Origin of the sequence: Sphingobium sp. D43FB, from assembly GCF_002312805.1 — a bacterium.
Lineage (GTDB): Bacteria > Pseudomonadota > Alphaproteobacteria > Sphingomonadales > Sphingomonadaceae > Sphingobium.
In genome coordinates, this window is sequence record NZ_NMUA01000002.1 from 34436 (window position 1) to 49265 (window position 14830).

Here is a 14830-nt window from a genome sequence, read left to right on the forward strand (position 1 = left end):
CGCGCTAAAATGTGGGGAGTGGTGTGGGGAAATTCTAAAGTGTGGGGAAGCCTGCTCTCATTCTGTGGGGAACTGCCATGGGTAAGCTGACAGCCAATGAAGTGAAAGCAGCACTGACGAAGCCAGGAAACTATGGTGACGGCGACGGACTTTTCCTGAAAGTAAGCCGCACTGGTGGAGCAAGTTGGCTCCTGCGTGTCCAACATGACGGCAAGCGACGTGATATTGGCTTAGGCAGCGCCAAGTTGGTGACACTGGCAGCAGCGCGAGCCAAGGCCGCCGAAGCCCGCAAGGCGACACGCGAGGACGGACGTGACCTTGTGGCAGAGAAGCGCAAGGCCAAGGCGGAGAGCGTCACCTTTCGCGAAGCGGCTCTGGTCTACTATGAAACGCACAAGAGCCAGTGGTCCAATGCCAAGAGTGATGATCAGTGGATCAACTCAATGGAAGCCTATGCCTTCCCACCCCTTGGTTCAAAGCCCGTCGGCAGCATCACCGCTGGCGAGATCATCACGGCCATATCCAAGGTATGGACCGAGAAGCCCGAAACCGGCAGGCGGGTAAAGCAGCGTATAAGGGCGGTGCTGAACTTTGCTCATGCTCGCGGCTGGCGATCAACAGAAGCCCCAACAGACGCTTTGGCGGCAGGCAATGGACTGCCCAAGCAGAAAGGCGGAAAGCACCATGCCGCCATGCCCTATGCCGACATACCGGCATTTATCACTCGCCTCCGTGCAACAGGAGGAACATGGAGCAGGCTGGCGCTGGAGTTCGTCATCCTGACCGCTGCCCGGTCACAGGAAGTCAGGCTGGCGACCTGGAGCGAGATCGACTTGGAAAAAGGTCTATGGACCGTTCCAGCCGGTCACATGAAAATGCGAATCGAACATGTCGTCCCCCTATCGCCTCATGCATTGGCCGTTCTTCATAGTGCCATGGCGATCAGGCGCGAAGGAACGGACCTTATCTTCCCCGGCGCAAATGGCGGTGCCATGTCAGATATGACCCTTCTAGGCGTGCTTCGCCGCATGAAGGAGGCGACAACCGTGCATGGCTTCCGTTCGTCATTTCGGACATGGGTAGCCGAAGAAACAAATGTTCCCGGCGAAGTCGCGGAAGCGGCTCTGGCGCACCAGAACCGCAACGAAGTTGAACGCGCCTATCAGCGTGGTGGTTTGCTCGACAAGCGCCGGAAGCTGATGGAAGCATGGGGCGTATATTGCGCTACGGATCAGTTTTCCGGCAAGGTCGTGTCAATTCGGCAAGCTATAGCGATATAATTAAACTGCGACTACAAGCAGACGGATTGCGGCAATGCCTTTCGCATATCCTTGAGCAATTCGTCAGCCTGCATACCCATAGCTTCTGCGATGGCGATAAACTCCAGCACGTCCAAACGCCGTTCAAGCTGCTCTATCTTGTTCACAAAAGAGGGAGGCTTGCCCAGCCTGCGGGCAAGTTCCCGTTGTGAGATTTCCGCCTTTGTCCGGGCCTCTTTCAGGGCATCGATAACCGCTCGATAATCGGGTGAAACCACCCACCCGCGTTGCATCAACAAAGCCCCGATTCCTGAACCGGGGCTTTAAGTATATGTAAACCGCGCCGTCCCCATTATGGGGACGCTCAATGAGCCAAGACCAAACCAACAACCCGGCCGCTACAATAGGATGTATCTGAGGCCGAACCCGGCCACAGATCAAATTTAGGTGCAAATCGATGGAACTGGTAGGCTCAAATGCATCATTCAACAGCTTGAGGGAAGCCGCATGGGCATAGTGTTATTCTCCGGCGCTATTATCGTCAGCCTATTCGCCATGCAGGCGCGGATGCCTCAATGGCTGCTGATGTTCTGCAGCGGCTGGACTCTTTTTACATTGCTCAATGTTACATGGCAGCCGCTAATGGTTTTCCAACTCGCGCTAATCTGGGGTGGCTATGCCTTTCTTGCACCAAAAGGCTTGCCGCAGCGGAAGCCGTGGGAGTTAATAGGACGAAAAGCAATGAGGTCCGCGCGGGCGATCTATCCTGAGAAGTCAGCAACGATGACTTACGATCAGCCGCAAATAAATCTTGCGAAATCGAATGGCGCATCCAATCAGGAATATCGCAAGTCCCCCCGCACCAATAAAAGTGTCACGATCCCCGTATTTTTGTTAATTTTCATAATTAGCTGTATCATTCACCTCATGCCATTCAATTACAGTCAGGCATTGGCACAAGATCAAATTGCCAGAGCCACAGGTGGAATGATCATTATATTTATAGTATCTCGCCTAGGTTTGCTATTTTATCCAAATAAAACATTCGGCGTTATTATCGTCGCAGTTATATTTTCTCCATTCGCAATATTATTGGATAGAGCGAACGACCCTATTGCCCCAACCTACTTTCATGATTTGATTTATCCGAGGCTCAGCCGACAGGATGAGGTAATGAAATCGGGCGCTTTGCAAGCAAATGAAAATTTGGAACAAAGCCCAGTGACGCCGTTGGAGAGCATCGAAAACCCATCAGGAAAAGGAATGCCTGTTCCTTCCAGCCTAGAGCCAAAGCCAATTATCGATTCAACAAGCTCCGATCAGCGCCTTGTAAATAAGATGTTGGCTAGTGATCCTATTTTCAATCCAGGTATCTTTGATATACCGGTTGAAGAGGGTGATTTCATCACAGCAAAAATGAACCAAGTGACTGAGGCTTCGGTTCGTAAACAGCGCGAAGCAGCCGCCCGGATGCCTGAAACCGCTCGCCCCAATGGCTATGCATTGGCAACTATGGTTGCAACGGGCAAGGGTCTATCGTCAGCCAGCCAGCGGGATCGTGATTTCGTTACGATGACCCCGAATGAGTTCCGGGGCCGTTACGGTGATGAGGTTGCTGACAGCTATTTGGCTGCCTATTCGGAAGGCGATGTAACCCGTCGAACAGCCAATTGAACATGTTTGACTGGCAGCCGCCAACCGCCTCCCCTCGATAATTTTTAGCACAATGTCCAAATGTCACACCCATCCTTAGCGGCCTGTCTCCAACCGATCAGCCAACCCACGCGCCGCAGGCGCGGTGGGGCAGGAGTGAAGAGGGGCGGAGGCAGGCTGCAATTTTGGAACCAGAAAGAAGAAACCCAACAGGCCGCCTTTCATAAGTTCGATTTTAGCATTATTGTTGTTTTTCGGCAGCCCGCCCGCCCTCCGCTCCCGACTTTGCTTCATCGGTCCTCGCTTTGCTGCGGCCGATGAGCAGCCTTCGCTCCGAGCGGTCAACCAGCAGGGGATTGGGAAGGATGAGTTGCTCCATCCCTTGGTTCTCCAGCATAATGCAATCCGAGCCATATAGAGATTTTCATTGTTACGTCTGACGGCAGGTTGTGGAGCAATTGCCATCCTTGGCAGAACTCCCCCCCCCCCCGTAGACTATCAGATACCGTCTATGCCCACCCCCACTGCATCGCACCCGGAGCCACGGAAGGCATTCAAACACAATGAAACACAGGGGCTGACGCCCATGATGGTATGCAATTTCGCATCCGCTTAATCAGGAGTGGATATGGCCACCGTCCGAATGATCGTCGGTTCTGTGTTAGGAACCGTCAACAGCACTGCCGACGCCGTTTTCGGCCTCGCCGATACCGCTACGAGCAGCATCAACATGCTCAACCGTTTTGTTGAGTCCGCAGCTACCGATCAGCGCGAGCGCCAATTGGCCCATCGGGCTTCATTCAGGCAAACTCTCATGCGTGAAGCGACGATGGAGATCGCCGCAGGCAATGCAGAAGCCGTCCGGTTTCGTGAGGAATCTGAACTCAACAAGACGCTTTTCGACGAAGCATCGGCAATGATCGATGCCATATTTTCCCGACATGATCGAACCAATCTATAAAAAAAGGCCCTCACCGTTCGAGGTGAGGGCCAGACGTTGGGACAGCATGGTCATGTCTTTAGCTTCCCATGACCGCCACCGCCGCCACGCCGCAACATGCTTGGCGTTCGGCGCGTTTCAGCCACCGCTATCGGCGGCGTCATCTTCATATCCGCCACAAGGTGACAATGCTGCCTTATCTCTCACGATGGGATTTTCAGACACTTTGTTGTCTGTGGCGCATGTTGCGTCCGTTGCGTCTGATTGAGACACAGGCAGATAGCATCGCCACGCTTCATGGAATGCATCCCGCTTGTAGCCCTTCGGCGTTTGCCCGCTAGGCATACGAATCGAAGACGATCGGATGCCATATTCTCGAAGCATTTCCGCGAGTTTGCGAGCATCGAGTTTTCGGCCCCTAAGGTCTCCCCAAGGGGCCTCATCATCCTCCAGTAGCTTGTCCAGCAGGTCTGCCGTCGTCATGCGATCCGCATCACCGAAGCAAGCGCGAATTTCGGCCAGAAGTTGAACACCCAGCGATGGGCGTTCATTTGCTTTGGTCGAGGCTACCGCATGAATTGCTGCACTCCGGGCAGCATCGGGCCATATGCCACCCGCCAAATCGGCAACCGTGATAAGCGGCCCCCATACGTCCGCGTTCCGGTCTGCAATGCAGTCTGGTAAAATCGGCTGCAAGACTTCCGCCGCGCTTGCTACGCTGGCCGCCCATGTTGCCAGTTCATCACGCAGACCGTCAGCCTGACTTTCATGAAGACGTGGCTGGAACGGTTCAACTCGTTCGCCATTCGTCCGCTTCCGCATACGAATGATAATCGACCGACTCATGATGGTGCCGGGCAAGTGACCGAGGCCACCCATCGCCAGAGCAGCAAAGGTCGCCAACTCCTCAGGCACGACTTTGCCCCTGTCTACATAACAGCGTCCGACACTGGCTCCACGCCGATAACCGGCATTGAACATTCCCCGCAGTTCCTCATTGCCTCGCGCCGTAGGGCCAAAGATCGTGTCGATTTCATCGTACAAGATGGTCGGCCGGTTCTCCTGATCCGCGACCCTTCGCAGAATATACGCAGCCGACGCATTTGACGACAGCAGCGCATTTGGAACCATCAGGGCAGTGACTTCCAACACCCTTGATTTTCCACTTCCTGGCTCAGGCGAAAGCACCGCTAGCCGTGGTGTGGTAAACCATGCATCCATCAGATGAGCATGAACGACCCACAGTGCATGTGAGACATGTGCATGTGCCGAAGGGTAGCAGATGAAGCGGCCGAGGAATGCATGAATGCGATCCAGCAGGTTCGCTCCATCAATATCTCCTGCCTTATCGTCTGGCGGCGAATGCTCATTTGAGCTATCAGAAGTTGCCCGGCTCGGAGCGGTGGCAACCTTGGGGCCGGTCGCTGCTGTAACAGCGCCGGTCCCTTCGTTTACGTCCATCTCGGTCATTGGGCACCGCCTTTGGCGCTATCAATGAGCACCTTGATACTATCCACCTTAACCAAGGTACGACGCCCCAACTTCACCGTTTCCAAGCGGCCTGACTTTATAAGGCCGTAAGTGAATGTCCTGCCTACGCTCAATGCGCTGGCAGCTTCACCAATTGAACAAAGCATAGATTGCATAATTTCTTATCCCAAAGTTAAGTCCGCATCGAGTCGAACTCTGGCGATATCGAGCGAATCTAAATAATTCTCAAGCCATGGGCGGCAGTCAACTCAATGAATATCAATGATAAAATCTGAAGACCTAAACACTTACATGGTCATGGAACCATCCATTTTCTCCATAACCTATATGGTTTTTGGCGAACATTTCACACATTCCGCGACTATATCTGTCCTAATACATAAATTTATTTTCTGTAGGGCTTGAACAACTGGATTCTGGCCCCCTCTCATGGAGGATTCAGACGCTACTCAATGTGAAAACCGGGGCCAAGGATGGCAACTCAACTGCCGACTCGGCACAACATCACATGCAACGATGATTGTTTGATGCCCTGCAGGTCTGCACGACCCCGCCCGCGAGACCGCCCGCCCGCTACAGCGCGATTTGAGAGCGCGCGAACGGGCAGCCTCGCTACCATGGCGCATCCATGTCCCGAAGGAAGCGCTCTCCGAGCCGACACTTTTACGAAGTGTGGGGAATTATGTGGGCACGGATTTTAAACATCTATTTTTATTCAATATAATCAAAGGAATAACTATATGATTCTACTCCCTGCCGCCCGCCAAGACCTTGTTTCCCTGAATCCCTAGCGAACTGAAAAAGCCCAGCGTTTCTGGGCATTTCTAGCGGATTCGCGTCCCACGCCACCCCCTCGCATCTGTCGGTGCCCGGTTTGGCGTGTGGTAAAAGGCGTGGGAGACGATCGGCATGGGAAAGTTCTCTGTGCCGCGTCCGGAATTACAGAAGGGAGTGGTGCTCTTAAGCCCTTCTCACCGCACCAGCAGCACCGGCGCATGGACGGTGCGGATGAGGGTGGTGGTGGTGCTGCCGACGATCAGGGTGCGGAGCGGTGAGTGGCCGTAGGCGCCCATGACCAGCAGTGCTTGCGGCGTTGCGGCCATCAGCTGTGCGATCGCATCCTCCGGCTTGCCCGGCAGGATCGTCAGGGTAACGGACGCGCTGGCCGATACGGTGGTGCGGGCCTTGTCGAGTAGGGCGCGATGCTTGTCGTCGTCGGGGCCGACCGTCACGACCTGGATCGGCAGCCCGGCGAACAAGGGCGAATTGGCGACCCGTTCCAGCGCGCGGTCGGCGGGTTTGCTGCCGTCATAGGCGAGGACCACGGACTGCGGGGCTTGCGACGCGCGCGCGGCGATCAGCACCGGCTTGGCGCTGGCGCGCACGACGCGCTCGATCTTCGAGCCGATATGGTCGGTGGCGAATTCATGGCTCGCGCCGCGCTTGCCGATGACGACGACGCGGGCATCCGCTTCCCGCTCGATGATCGTTTCGACGATGCCGCCATGGCGGTGCAGCGGCGCGATAGCGAGAGCGCCATCGGCCCGCAGCCGGTCCGCCATCGTTGCCAGCAGCACGCGGCCGCGCTCGATCTGAAGCCGGGAGTCGGCCTCCTCCAGCCGGGTCAGTTCCTCCAGCAGTTCGCTCTTGGCCCCAAGGCCGATCGCGCCGCTGAGGTCATGCCGCTGCGCCACGGCATCGCGGCGCTGGACGACATGGAGCAGTTCGACCGGTAGGGCGAGGCGCTTGGAGGCCCAGGCGGCCAGGTCGCAGACGCTGGCCGCATAGGCCGATGCGTCGATACAGGCGAGTATCTTGGTCATGGCGTCTCTCCTCAATGCGCGCCGAGTTGCGCGTCGGCACCCGGCTTGTCGTGCAGGGCATAGCGTTCGACCATCGCGGCGCTGGCGTCATTGAGGCCGATGACCTCGACCACGGTGCCTTCGCGGCGGAATTTCAGGATCGCCTTGTCGAGCGTACCGATCGCCGAAATGTCCCAGAAATGCGCGTCGCTGACATCGATCACGACATGGTCGATCACTTCCTTATAATCGAAGGCGGCGGTGAAGCTGTCCGACGAGGCGAAGAAGACCTGGCCCGCGACGCGATAGGTGCGCGCCTTGCCATCGGCAGAGAGCGCAGACGTGACCGTGAAGAGCCGCTTGACCTTGCTCGCGAAGAACAGCCCCGACAGGATGACGCCCGCCAGTACGCCTTGGGCGAGATCATGCGTCCACACGACGATGACGACGGTGGCGACCATGACGACCGAGGATTGCCACGGATTGGTGCGCAGATCCTTGATCGAACGCCAACTGAATGTGCCGATCGACACCATGATCATGACCGCGACCAGCGAAGGCATCGGGATCTGGGCCACGAGCGGGCCAAGCACGACGATCAGGAACAGCAGGAACACGCCGGACACGAAGGTGGACAGACGGGTCGAACCGCCCGACTTCACGTTGATGACCGACTGGCCGATCATCGCGCAACCGCCCATGCCGCCGAGGAAGCCGGTAGCGAAATTGGCGATGCCCTGCCCCTTCATCTCGCGGCGTTTGTCCGACCCGGTGTCGGTCAGGTCATCGACGATCTGCGCCGTCATCATCGATTCCAGCAGGCCGACGGCCGCCATGGTCAGCGAATAGGGCAGGATGATCTGGAGCGTTTCCAGCGTCAGCGGGACGTTGGGGATGAGGAAGGCCGGCAGGGTCGAAGGCAGTTCGCCCATGTCGCCCACCGTGTTGACGTTCAGCCCACCATAGATGGACAGGACCGTCAGGATGACGATCGCCACCAGTGGCGATGGCACTGCCTTGGTGATACGCGGGAAGAGGTAGATGATCGCGAGGCCACCGGCGACCATCGCATAAGTAACCCAGGTCACGCCCATAAGCTGCGGCAATTGCGCGATGAAGATGAGGATCGCGAGCGCATTGACGAAGCCGGTGATGACCGACCGCGAAACATATTGCATCAGCATGTCGAGCCGCAGGAACCCCGCGACGACCTGAATGATGCCCATCAGGATGGTGGCGGCGAACAGATATTCAACGCCGTGATCGCGGATGAGCGGCAGCACCAGCACCGCGATGGCCGCCGTGGCGGCGGAGATCATGCCGGGGCGGCCACCAACAAGGGCGGTGATCACGGCAATGGAGAAGGAAGCATAAAGTCCGACGCGCGGATCGACGCCGGCTATGATGGAAAAGCCGATGGCTTCGGGGATCAGCGCCAAAGCGACGACGATCCCCGCCAGGATGTCGGCGCGCGGATTGGCGAGCCATTCGCGTTGCAGCGAGGCGATAGATAACATTCAAAAAACCCTAGATTGGCTAGCGGGGCATCACGTCAGTGCGCGGGAACGCTCATAACTCGGAAAAGCGAAGCCCAAATTCGCTAATGGTTATCCCGGGGATAGGCGCCGGGCCGAGCCACCCGACAATGCCGGGTCCAATGGATGCGGTCCCCCTATCCAAGATGCAGCACAGGCGCAAGAGCGATAAGGCGGACAAAATATCAGACCGATGTCGCCAGCCCCGCCTTCTCGACATGGGTGGTCACCGGCTCGTCGCGGTCCTTGCGTTCGGAATAGCGGTCCACCAATTGGTCGGTATGGGGCCGCAGCAGGACGGTGAAGCGGACCAGTTCCTCCACCACATCGACGATCCGGTCATAATAGGGGGACGGCTTCATCCGCCCCGCTTCGTCAAACTCCTCATAGGCCTTGGCGACGGAGGACTGGTTAGGAATGGTGAACATCCGCATCCACCGGCCAAGGATGCGCAGCGTGTTGATGCTGTTGAAGGATTGCGACCCCGCCGACACCTGCATCACTGCCAGGGTGCGCCCCTGTGTCGGGCGCAGTCCTTTATAGGCCAGCGGCAGATGGTCGACCTGCGTCTTCATGATGCCGGTAATCTGGCCATGGCGTTCGGGGCTGCACCAGATCTGCCCTTCCGACCACAGCGAATGGTCGCGCAGTTCATGGACGGCGGGATGATCGTCGCCCGCCACCTGATCGGGCAGCGGCAGGTCGCGCGGATCGAAGATGCGCGTTTCGCACCCGAAAAACTGCAGGAGGCGCGCGGCTTCCTCGATCACCAGCCGCGAATAGGATCGCTCGCGCAGCGATCCGTAGAGCAGCAGGATGCGCGGCCGCGGGTCGAGAGCGCCCAGCCCCAGTGCGGGCCGCCGATGGGCGTAATCCGGGTGCAAGGCGGGCAGATGGTCAGGATCGGCCAGCGGGCGGAGATAGGCAAACGGCATAGTGTCGCTCACGCAGCATCCTCCGCAAAGCGCGACCGGGTGCGGTTGGCGAAGGCGACCAGGGAGAGCATCACCGGCACTTCGACCAGCACGCCCACCACCGTCGCCAGCGCCGCGCCGCTCGACAGACCAAACAGCCCGATCGCGACCGCGACGGCCAGCTCAAAGAAGTTGGACGTGCCGATCAGCGCGCAGGGGGCCGCGATCCGGTGCGGCACGTTCCAAGCAAAGGCCCAGGCATAGGCCAGCGCAAAAATACCATAGGATTGGAGGATGATCGGCACCGCGATCAGCGCGATCAGCAGTGGTTGCCCGACGATGGTTTCGGCCTGAAAGGCGAAGAGCAACACCACCGTCGCCAGCAGGCCGATGATCGACCAGGGCTTGAGCCGGGCGGTGAAGGCATCGACCGCCGCCACGTCGCCGCCATGCGCGGCGATCACCCGATGCCGGGTCAAAGCCCCCGCCGCGAGCGGGATCACGACATAGAGCAGGGTCGAGAGCAGCAACGGTTCCCACGGCACCACGATGTCGGTGACGCCGAGCAGCAGCGCGACGATGGGTGCGAAGGCGACGATCATCACCAGGTCATTCACCGACACCTGCACCAGCGTATAGGCCGGGTCGCCGCGCGTCATCTGCGACCAGACGAACACCATCGCGGTGCAGGGCGCTGCGCCGAGCAGGATCAGCCCGGCAATATATTGGTCGGCATCGCCACGCGGAATGAGGCCGGTGTAGAGATAGTCGAAGAACAGGACGGCGAACGCCGCCATAGTGAAGGGCTTGACCAGCCAGTTGATGACGATGGTGATGATGAGGCCGCGCGGCTTGCGGCCGATGTCGCGGATGCTGCCGAAATCGACGCCGACCATCATCGGATAGATCATCGCCCAGATCAGCACCGCGACGATCAGGTTGACCGAGGCTATTTCGAGCCCGGCCAACATCGCGAAGGCACCGGGCGCGACATTGCCCGCCACGATCCCGACCGCTATCGCCAGCGCGACCCAAAGCGAGAGCCAGCGTTCGAACAGGCCGAGCGGCGAGGCGGGTGCGGTGGCCATGATTATTCGCTCCCGACAGGCTTGGGGCTGCGCTGGCCCGTGGCGTCGATGACCTGCTCGCCATCTTCCTTGGCGAACGCGCCTTGCTGCGCCGCCGGGAGAATATCCAGCACCGCTTCGGAGGGGCGGCAGAGTTTGACGCTCAGCGGCGAGACCACCAGCGGGCGGTTGATGAGGATGGGATGCGCCATCATCGCGTCGATCAGTGCAGCGTCGGACAGGCTGTCGTCGTCCAGCCCCAATTCGGCAAAGGGCGTGCCCTTTTCGCGCAGCAGGGCACGCGGCGTCATCCCGGCGCGAGCGATCAGGCTTTCGAGCAGCGCGCGCGACGGTGGCGTCTTCAGATATTCGATCACATGCGGTTCGATGCCGGCATTGCGGATCATCGCCAGCGTGTTGCGCGACGTCCCGCATTCGGGGTTGTGATAGATGATGATGTCGTGGGTCATGCGTTTGCTCCCGCCTGCGCGCTGGCACCCTCGCTTTGGCCGATTTCCTTGAGCTTGCGCTGCGTCGCCATGACATCCAGCGCGTCGAGCGGCAGTTCGAGGAAGAGCGCGATGCGGTTGCGCAGATAGCGCAGCGCGGTCAGGAAGGCGTCGCGCTGCCCCTCCCCTTCGACAGCAGCCGGGTCTTCGATACCCCAATGGGCGGTCATCGGGTGGCCGATCCACACTGGGCAGGTCTCGCCCGCCGCATTGTCGCAGACGGTGAAGATGAAATCGAACTGCGGCGCACCGGGCGCGGCGAACTCGTCCCAGCTTTTCGAGCGCATGCCCGCCGTCTCGAACCCCAGCCCCGACAGGACGGACAGGGCCATAGGATGGACCGCGCCCTTGGGCTGGCTGCCCGCGCTCCAGGCGCGAAACCGGCCCGCGCCCAGCTTGTTCATCAGCGCTTCGCCCAGGATCGAGCGGGCCGAATTGCCGGTACATAGGAACAGGACATTATAGACTTTGTCGGTCATGCTGGGGCTCCTTCGGAAACGGCGTCGCACGAAATGGAAGAAAGAAGGCCGGCGCACAGCGTCGGATCACCCTGGCAGCAATCGGCCATCAGAAAGCCGAGCAGCGCCTGCATCCCAGCATAGTCGGCGGCATAATGGATGAGACGGCTGGTGCGCCAGGAGGTGGTGAGGCCTGCCTGTTCCAGCTTTGCCAAATGATGCGACATGGTCGAGGGCGGCACGTCCATCGCCTCCGCCAAGGCACCCGCAATCATGCCATCGGGACCGGCCTTTACCAACAGGCGGAAGACCGAAAGGCGGGTGTCCTGTGCCAGCGCGGCGAGCGCCGCGACGGCCTTGTCCTGATCCATGACGAGTCCTTCATTCGATACCTATCGAAATATGACCCACCAAAGGGTCCGTCAATGACATTTCGAGAGATATCGAAATATAGGGATAATGTAGCATGACTGTCATGATTGGATGGAAGGGGGTGCGGCAAAGGAGTCTCTTCATGGTCGCTGCCCGCCGTCTTGCCCGTTCGTCCGTTCTTGCCCTGCTGGTCGCTGCCAGCCCGGCGCTGGCGCAACATGCCAGCACTACTGACGCCTATCGGGCGCAGGCGATGGCCGAGCTGGCGCGGATCAAGGCGGACGCGCCGGTCGTCGGCAAGGCGCGCAACATCATCCTGTTCATCGGCGATGGCATGGGCGTCAGTACGCTGACGGCAGCGCGCATCCATCAGGGGCAGCGGCAGGGTGTGGATGGCGAGTCCTTCGTGCCGACCATGGATCGGCTGTCCAGCACGGCGCTGGTCAAAACCTATTCGCATGACGGGCAGGTGTCCGATTCCGCGCCGACCGCGACGGCGATCCTGACCGGGGTCAAGACGCGCAACGGCGTCATCGGCATCGGCCCGGAAGTGCCGGAAAACGACTGCGCGACGAGCAAGGCGCATCGCCTGCCCTCGCTGTTCGGCTTTGCGCAAGGTCAGGGCATGGCGACCGGGGTGATTTCGACCGCGCGCATCACCCATGCGACGCCCGCCGCCACCTATGCCCAAACCGCCCAGCGCGACTGGGAAGCCGATGGCGACCTGACGGCCGACGCCCGCGCGCAGGGCTGCATCGACATTGCGCGGCAGATGGTGGAGGGCGATGTCGGTGCCCGGCTCGACCTGATCCTGGGCGGGGGCCGTGCCAATTTCCTGCCGACCACCGCGCGCGATCCTGAATATGCCACCATCATGGGCAAGCGCACCGACCGCAAGGATCTGACCAAAGCCTGGCAGCGGCGCAATCCGCGCGGGGCTTATGTGTGGAACAGCGCGGATTTCGCCAAGGTCGACCTGACCCGCACGCCCCGCCTGCTAGGCCTGTTCGAGCCCGACCATATGCAATATGAGGCCGACCGCGCCAAGGACACAGGCGGCGAACCGTCGCTGGCGGACATGACCCGTTCGGCGATCACGTTGTTGGGCAGCCGCGACAAGGGCTATGTGCTGCTGGTGGAAGCGGGCCGGATCGACCATGCCCACCATGCCGGGAACGCCCGCCGCGCGCTGGAAGACACGATCGCGCTCGACGAAGCCGTCAAGGTCGCGATGGACATGACCGATCGCGCCGATACGCTGGTGCTGGTCACGGCCGACCATAGCCACACGTTCGCGATGAGCGGCTATCCCGGCCGGGGCAACCCTATCCTGGGCGCGGTGACCAATGGCGGCCAGGCGCTCAAGGCGAAGGATGGCAAGGGCTATACGACATTGGGCTATGCCAACGGGCCGGGCGCGACGATCGACACCCCGCGCGCCGACCCGCTCCAGACCGACACCACCGCACTCGATTATCGCCAGCAGGCGCTGGTGCCGCTGGGGTCCGAAACCCATGGCGGCGACGATGTCCTCGCCCGTGCTTCAGGGCCGATGGCACATCTGGTCAAGGGCACGATCGAGCAGCACAGCCTCTATTATATCATGCGCGATGCGTTGGCCGGGCCGACCGCCGAATAGCCCGTGGCGCATTCGCGCCAGCAACAGGTTGCACGATGGATCATGCACGATAGAAGGCGTGCATGACCCTTGATCATGACGACGCCGCCACGGCGCAATCACAGCCGACACCGGCGTCTTACGCAACAGCCTACAGCCCCGGCCGGGTTGCCAATGCCGCATTGGTGGTCGTGGGCATCGTCGGCCTGGTGTGGATCATGGTCGAATTGACCCGCTTCCTGATGCTGGTTTTCGCGGCGATCGTGATTGGTGCGGTGTTCGACACGATCGCCAACTGGTTGTGCCGCATCACCGGCATGAAGCGGTCGATGGCGCTCGCTTTGTCGGTCATCGGCATGATCACCCTGTTCGTGGGCGCGTTCGCGCTGTTCGGGTCGCAACTGGCGCAGGAGTTCGATACGATCCGCGAAACCGTCCCCCGCGCGCTGCAAAGCGTGGAGGGGCTGCTCGACCGCTATGGCCTTGGCGAACGGGCGCGGCAACTGGTCGAGGGTGGCGGCAAGGATGTGTCGCAACTGGTGTCGCAGGCGGGCGGCTATGCGTTGGCAGCGGGCAGCGGCCTTGCCGATTTCGTGCTGGTCCTGGTCGGCGCGATCTTCCTGGCGGGCGATCCCGCCACCTATCGCCGGGGCCTGCTGCTGCTGATCCCGAAGAGGGCCGAGGAGACGGTCGCGCTGGCGCTGGACGATGCGTCGGGCGGGCTGCGCGGATGGATGGTGGGGCAAGCGGTGTCCTCTCTGGTCGTTGCTGCGTTCACCTGGGCCGGGCTTGCCTTGCTGGGCGTGCCCGCTGCAGGCGGGCTGGGCGTCATCGCTGGCCTGCTCGACATCATCCCGATGATCGGGCCTGTCATTTCCGGCGTGCCCGCCGTGCTGCTGGCCTTCACCGTATCGCCAATGACCGCGCTGTGGACCCTGTTGCTCTTCCTGGTGATCCAGCAATTGCAGGGCAACTTCCTGCAGCCGATGATCCAGAAACATGCCGTCGACGTGCCTCCGGCGGTGCTGCTGTTCGCGGTGTTCGCCGCCGGTCTGTTGTTCGGCTTCCTCGGCGTCCTGCTCGCCGCGCCCCTGACGGTCGTCGTGTTCGTCGCGGTGCAGCGCCTGTATGTGCAATCGATGCTGGGCAAAGAGATCAAGGTCGCCGGGGCCGACTGAGCCGACGGCCCTCTTTCCTTAGTGCCCCTCGATC

The 14830-nt window shown here is 60.1% G+C and carries 16 protein-coding genes and 1 other annotated feature; of the genes, 5 read left to right on the plus strand and 11 right to left on the minus strand.

Features of this window, described 5'->3' with window-relative positions; genetic code table 11:
* Positions 1 to 77 precede the first annotated feature (77 nt).
* Entirely contained in the window at positions 78 to 1280 is a 1203-nt protein-coding gene (locus SxD43FB_RS01980) for a site-specific integrase (RefSeq protein ID WP_096060781.1), read from the plus strand.
* Between the two features lie 11 nt (positions 1281 to 1291).
* On the opposite strand, the gene SxD43FB_RS01985 is transcribed toward SxD43FB_RS01980, so the two are convergent.
* The gene (locus tag SxD43FB_RS01985) at positions 1292 to 1552 is read right to left on the minus strand and encodes a helix-turn-helix transcriptional regulator (protein WP_069065281.1); all 261 of its coding nucleotides are present in this window, start codon (positions 1550 to 1552) and stop codon (positions 1292 to 1294) included.
* Between the two features lie 214 nt (positions 1553 to 1766).
* Here SxD43FB_RS01985 and SxD43FB_RS01990 point away from each other — a divergent pair, with 214 nt between their 5' ends.
* Entirely contained in the window at positions 1767 to 2933 is a 1167-nt protein-coding gene (locus tag SxD43FB_RS01990) for a hypothetical protein (RefSeq protein ID WP_096060782.1), read from the plus strand.
* A gap of 220 nt (positions 2934 to 3153) precedes the next feature.
* Here the strand turns inward: SxD43FB_RS01990 and SxD43FB_RS25090 are convergent, their stop codons facing one another.
* Positions 3154 to 3309, minus strand: a complete 156-nt coding sequence (locus tag SxD43FB_RS25090) for a hypothetical protein (RefSeq protein WP_176482650.1) — start codon at positions 3307 to 3309, stop codon at positions 3154 to 3156.
* A gap of 231 nt (positions 3310 to 3540) precedes the next feature.
* Between SxD43FB_RS25090 and SxD43FB_RS01995 the strand changes: the two genes are divergently transcribed.
* The gene (locus tag SxD43FB_RS01995; RefSeq protein WP_069065283.1) at positions 3541 to 3873 is read left to right on the plus strand and encodes a hypothetical protein; all 333 of its coding nucleotides are present in this window, start codon (positions 3541 to 3543) and stop codon (positions 3871 to 3873) included.
* A gap of 117 nt (positions 3874 to 3990) precedes the next feature.
* Here the strand turns inward: SxD43FB_RS01995 and SxD43FB_RS25560 are convergent, their stop codons facing one another.
* From SxD43FB_RS25560 to SxD43FB_RS02040, 9 genes are all read right to left on the minus strand, one after another.
* Positions 3991 to 5322, minus strand: coding sequence for a DUF3631 domain-containing protein (locus SxD43FB_RS25560; RefSeq protein ID WP_255245576.1), 1332 nt, complete (start codon positions 5320 to 5322; stop codon positions 3991 to 3993).
* Positions 5319 to 5498, minus strand: coding sequence for a helix-turn-helix domain-containing protein (locus SxD43FB_RS02005; protein ID WP_096060783.1), 180 nt, complete (start codon positions 5496 to 5498; stop codon positions 5319 to 5321). The genes SxD43FB_RS25560 and SxD43FB_RS02005 overlap by 4 nt, the downstream gene beginning before the upstream one ends.
* A gap of 816 nt (positions 5499 to 6314) precedes the next feature.
* The gene (locus SxD43FB_RS02010; protein ID WP_096060784.1) at positions 6315 to 7166 is read right to left on the minus strand and encodes a universal stress protein; all 852 of its coding nucleotides are present in this window, start codon (positions 7164 to 7166) and stop codon (positions 6315 to 6317) included.
* An 11-nt stretch (positions 7167 to 7177) separates the two neighbouring features.
* On the minus strand, positions 7178 to 8662 hold the full coding sequence (locus tag SxD43FB_RS02015) for a SulP family inorganic anion transporter (RefSeq protein ID WP_096060785.1): 1485 nt from the start codon (positions 8660 to 8662) through the stop codon (positions 7178 to 7180).
* An 88-nt stretch (positions 8663 to 8750) separates the two neighbouring features.
* Positions 8751 to 8804, minus strand: a sequence feature (sul1 is cis-regulatory element that is thought to sense ions involved in sulfur or methionine metabolism; They are found in Alphaproteobacteria).
* A gap of 61 nt (positions 8805 to 8865) precedes the next feature.
* On the minus strand, positions 8866 to 9615 hold the full coding sequence (arsH, locus tag SxD43FB_RS02020) for an arsenical resistance protein ArsH (RefSeq protein ID WP_096060786.1): 750 nt from the start codon (positions 9613 to 9615) through the stop codon (positions 8866 to 8868).
* Positions 9616 to 9623: 8 nt separating this feature from the next.
* Entirely contained in the window at positions 9624 to 10682 is a 1059-nt protein-coding gene (gene arsB, locus SxD43FB_RS02025) for an ACR3 family arsenite efflux transporter (protein ID WP_176482651.1), read from the minus strand.
* 2 nt (positions 10683 to 10684) lie between these two features.
* Entirely contained in the window at positions 10685 to 11131 is a 447-nt protein-coding gene (gene arsC, locus SxD43FB_RS02030; RefSeq protein WP_096060982.1) for an arsenate reductase (glutaredoxin), read from the minus strand.
* Positions 11128 to 11649 carry an arsenate reductase ArsC gene (locus SxD43FB_RS02035; protein ID WP_096060787.1) on the minus strand — a complete coding sequence of 174 codons (522 nt, stop codon included), beginning with the start codon at positions 11647 to 11649 and terminating at the stop codon, positions 11128 to 11130. The genes arsC and SxD43FB_RS02035 overlap by 4 nt, the downstream gene beginning before the upstream one ends.
* Complete coding sequence (locus tag SxD43FB_RS02040; RefSeq protein ID WP_096060788.1) at positions 11646 to 11999, minus strand: helix-turn-helix transcriptional regulator; 354 nt, start codon at positions 11997 to 11999, stop codon at positions 11646 to 11648. Before SxD43FB_RS02040 ends, SxD43FB_RS02035 begins: the two co-directional genes overlap by 4 nt.
* 95 nt (positions 12000 to 12094) lie before the next feature.
* On the opposite strand from SxD43FB_RS02040, the gene SxD43FB_RS02045 reads away from it, so the two are divergent.
* Entirely contained in the window at positions 12095 to 13639 is a 1545-nt protein-coding gene (locus SxD43FB_RS02045) for an alkaline phosphatase (protein WP_255245577.1), read from the plus strand.
* Positions 13640 to 13701: 62 nt separating this feature from the next.
* Entirely contained in the window at positions 13702 to 14796 is a 1095-nt protein-coding gene (locus SxD43FB_RS02050) for an AI-2E family transporter (RefSeq protein ID WP_096060790.1), read from the plus strand.
* Positions 14797 to 14830 lie beyond the last annotated feature (34 nt).

What these genes read in the sequence shown, in the direction of transcription:
- SxD43FB_RS01980 (WP_096060781.1), top strand. Translation starts at nt 78, where the DNA reads ATGGGTAAGCTGACAGCCAATGAAGTGAAAGCAGCACTGACGAAGCCA.
- SxD43FB_RS01985 (WP_069065281.1), bottom strand. Translation starts at nt 1,552, where the DNA reads ATGCAACGCGGGTGGGTGGTTTCACCCGATTATCGAGCGGTTATCGAT.
- SxD43FB_RS01990 (WP_096060782.1), top strand. Translation starts at nt 1,767, where the DNA reads ATGGGCATAGTGTTATTCTCCGGCGCTATTATCGTCAGCCTATTCGCC.
- SxD43FB_RS25090 (WP_176482650.1), bottom strand. Translation starts at nt 3,309, where the DNA reads ATGCTGGAGAACCAAGGGATGGAGCAACTCATCCTTCCCAATCCCCTG.
- SxD43FB_RS01995 (WP_069065283.1), top strand. Translation starts at nt 3,541, where the DNA reads ATGGCCACCGTCCGAATGATCGTCGGTTCTGTGTTAGGAACCGTCAAC.
- SxD43FB_RS25560 (WP_255245576.1), bottom strand. Translation starts at nt 5,322, where the DNA reads ATGACCGAGATGGACGTAAACGAAGGGACCGGCGCTGTTACAGCAGCG.
- SxD43FB_RS02005 (WP_096060783.1), bottom strand. Translation starts at nt 5,498, where the DNA reads ATGCAATCTATGCTTTGTTCAATTGGTGAAGCTGCCAGCGCATTGAGC.
- SxD43FB_RS02010 (WP_096060784.1), bottom strand. Translation starts at nt 7,166, where the DNA reads ATGACCAAGATACTCGCCTGTATCGACGCATCGGCCTATGCGGCCAGC.
- SxD43FB_RS02015 (WP_096060785.1), bottom strand. Translation starts at nt 8,662, where the DNA reads ATGTTATCTATCGCCTCGCTGCAACGCGAATGGCTCGCCAATCCGCGC.
- arsH (WP_096060786.1), bottom strand. Translation starts at nt 9,615, where the DNA reads ATGCCGTTTGCCTATCTCCGCCCGCTGGCCGATCCTGACCATCTGCCC.
- arsB (WP_176482651.1), bottom strand. Translation starts at nt 10,682, where the DNA reads ATGGCCACCGCACCCGCCTCGCCGCTCGGCCTGTTCGAACGCTGGCTC.
- arsC (WP_096060982.1), bottom strand. Translation starts at nt 11,131, where the DNA reads ATGACCCACGACATCATCATCTATCACAACCCCGAATGCGGGACGTCG.
- SxD43FB_RS02035 (WP_096060787.1), bottom strand. Translation starts at nt 11,649, where the DNA reads ATGACCGACAAAGTCTATAATGTCCTGTTCCTATGTACCGGCAATTCG.
- SxD43FB_RS02040 (WP_096060788.1), bottom strand. Translation starts at nt 11,999, where the DNA reads ATGGATCAGGACAAGGCCGTCGCGGCGCTCGCCGCGCTGGCACAGGAC.
- SxD43FB_RS02045 (WP_255245577.1), top strand. Translation starts at nt 12,095, where the DNA reads ATGACTGTCATGATTGGATGGAAGGGGGTGCGGCAAAGGAGTCTCTTC.
- SxD43FB_RS02050 (WP_096060790.1), top strand. Translation starts at nt 13,702, where the DNA reads ATGACCCTTGATCATGACGACGCCGCCACGGCGCAATCACAGCCGACA.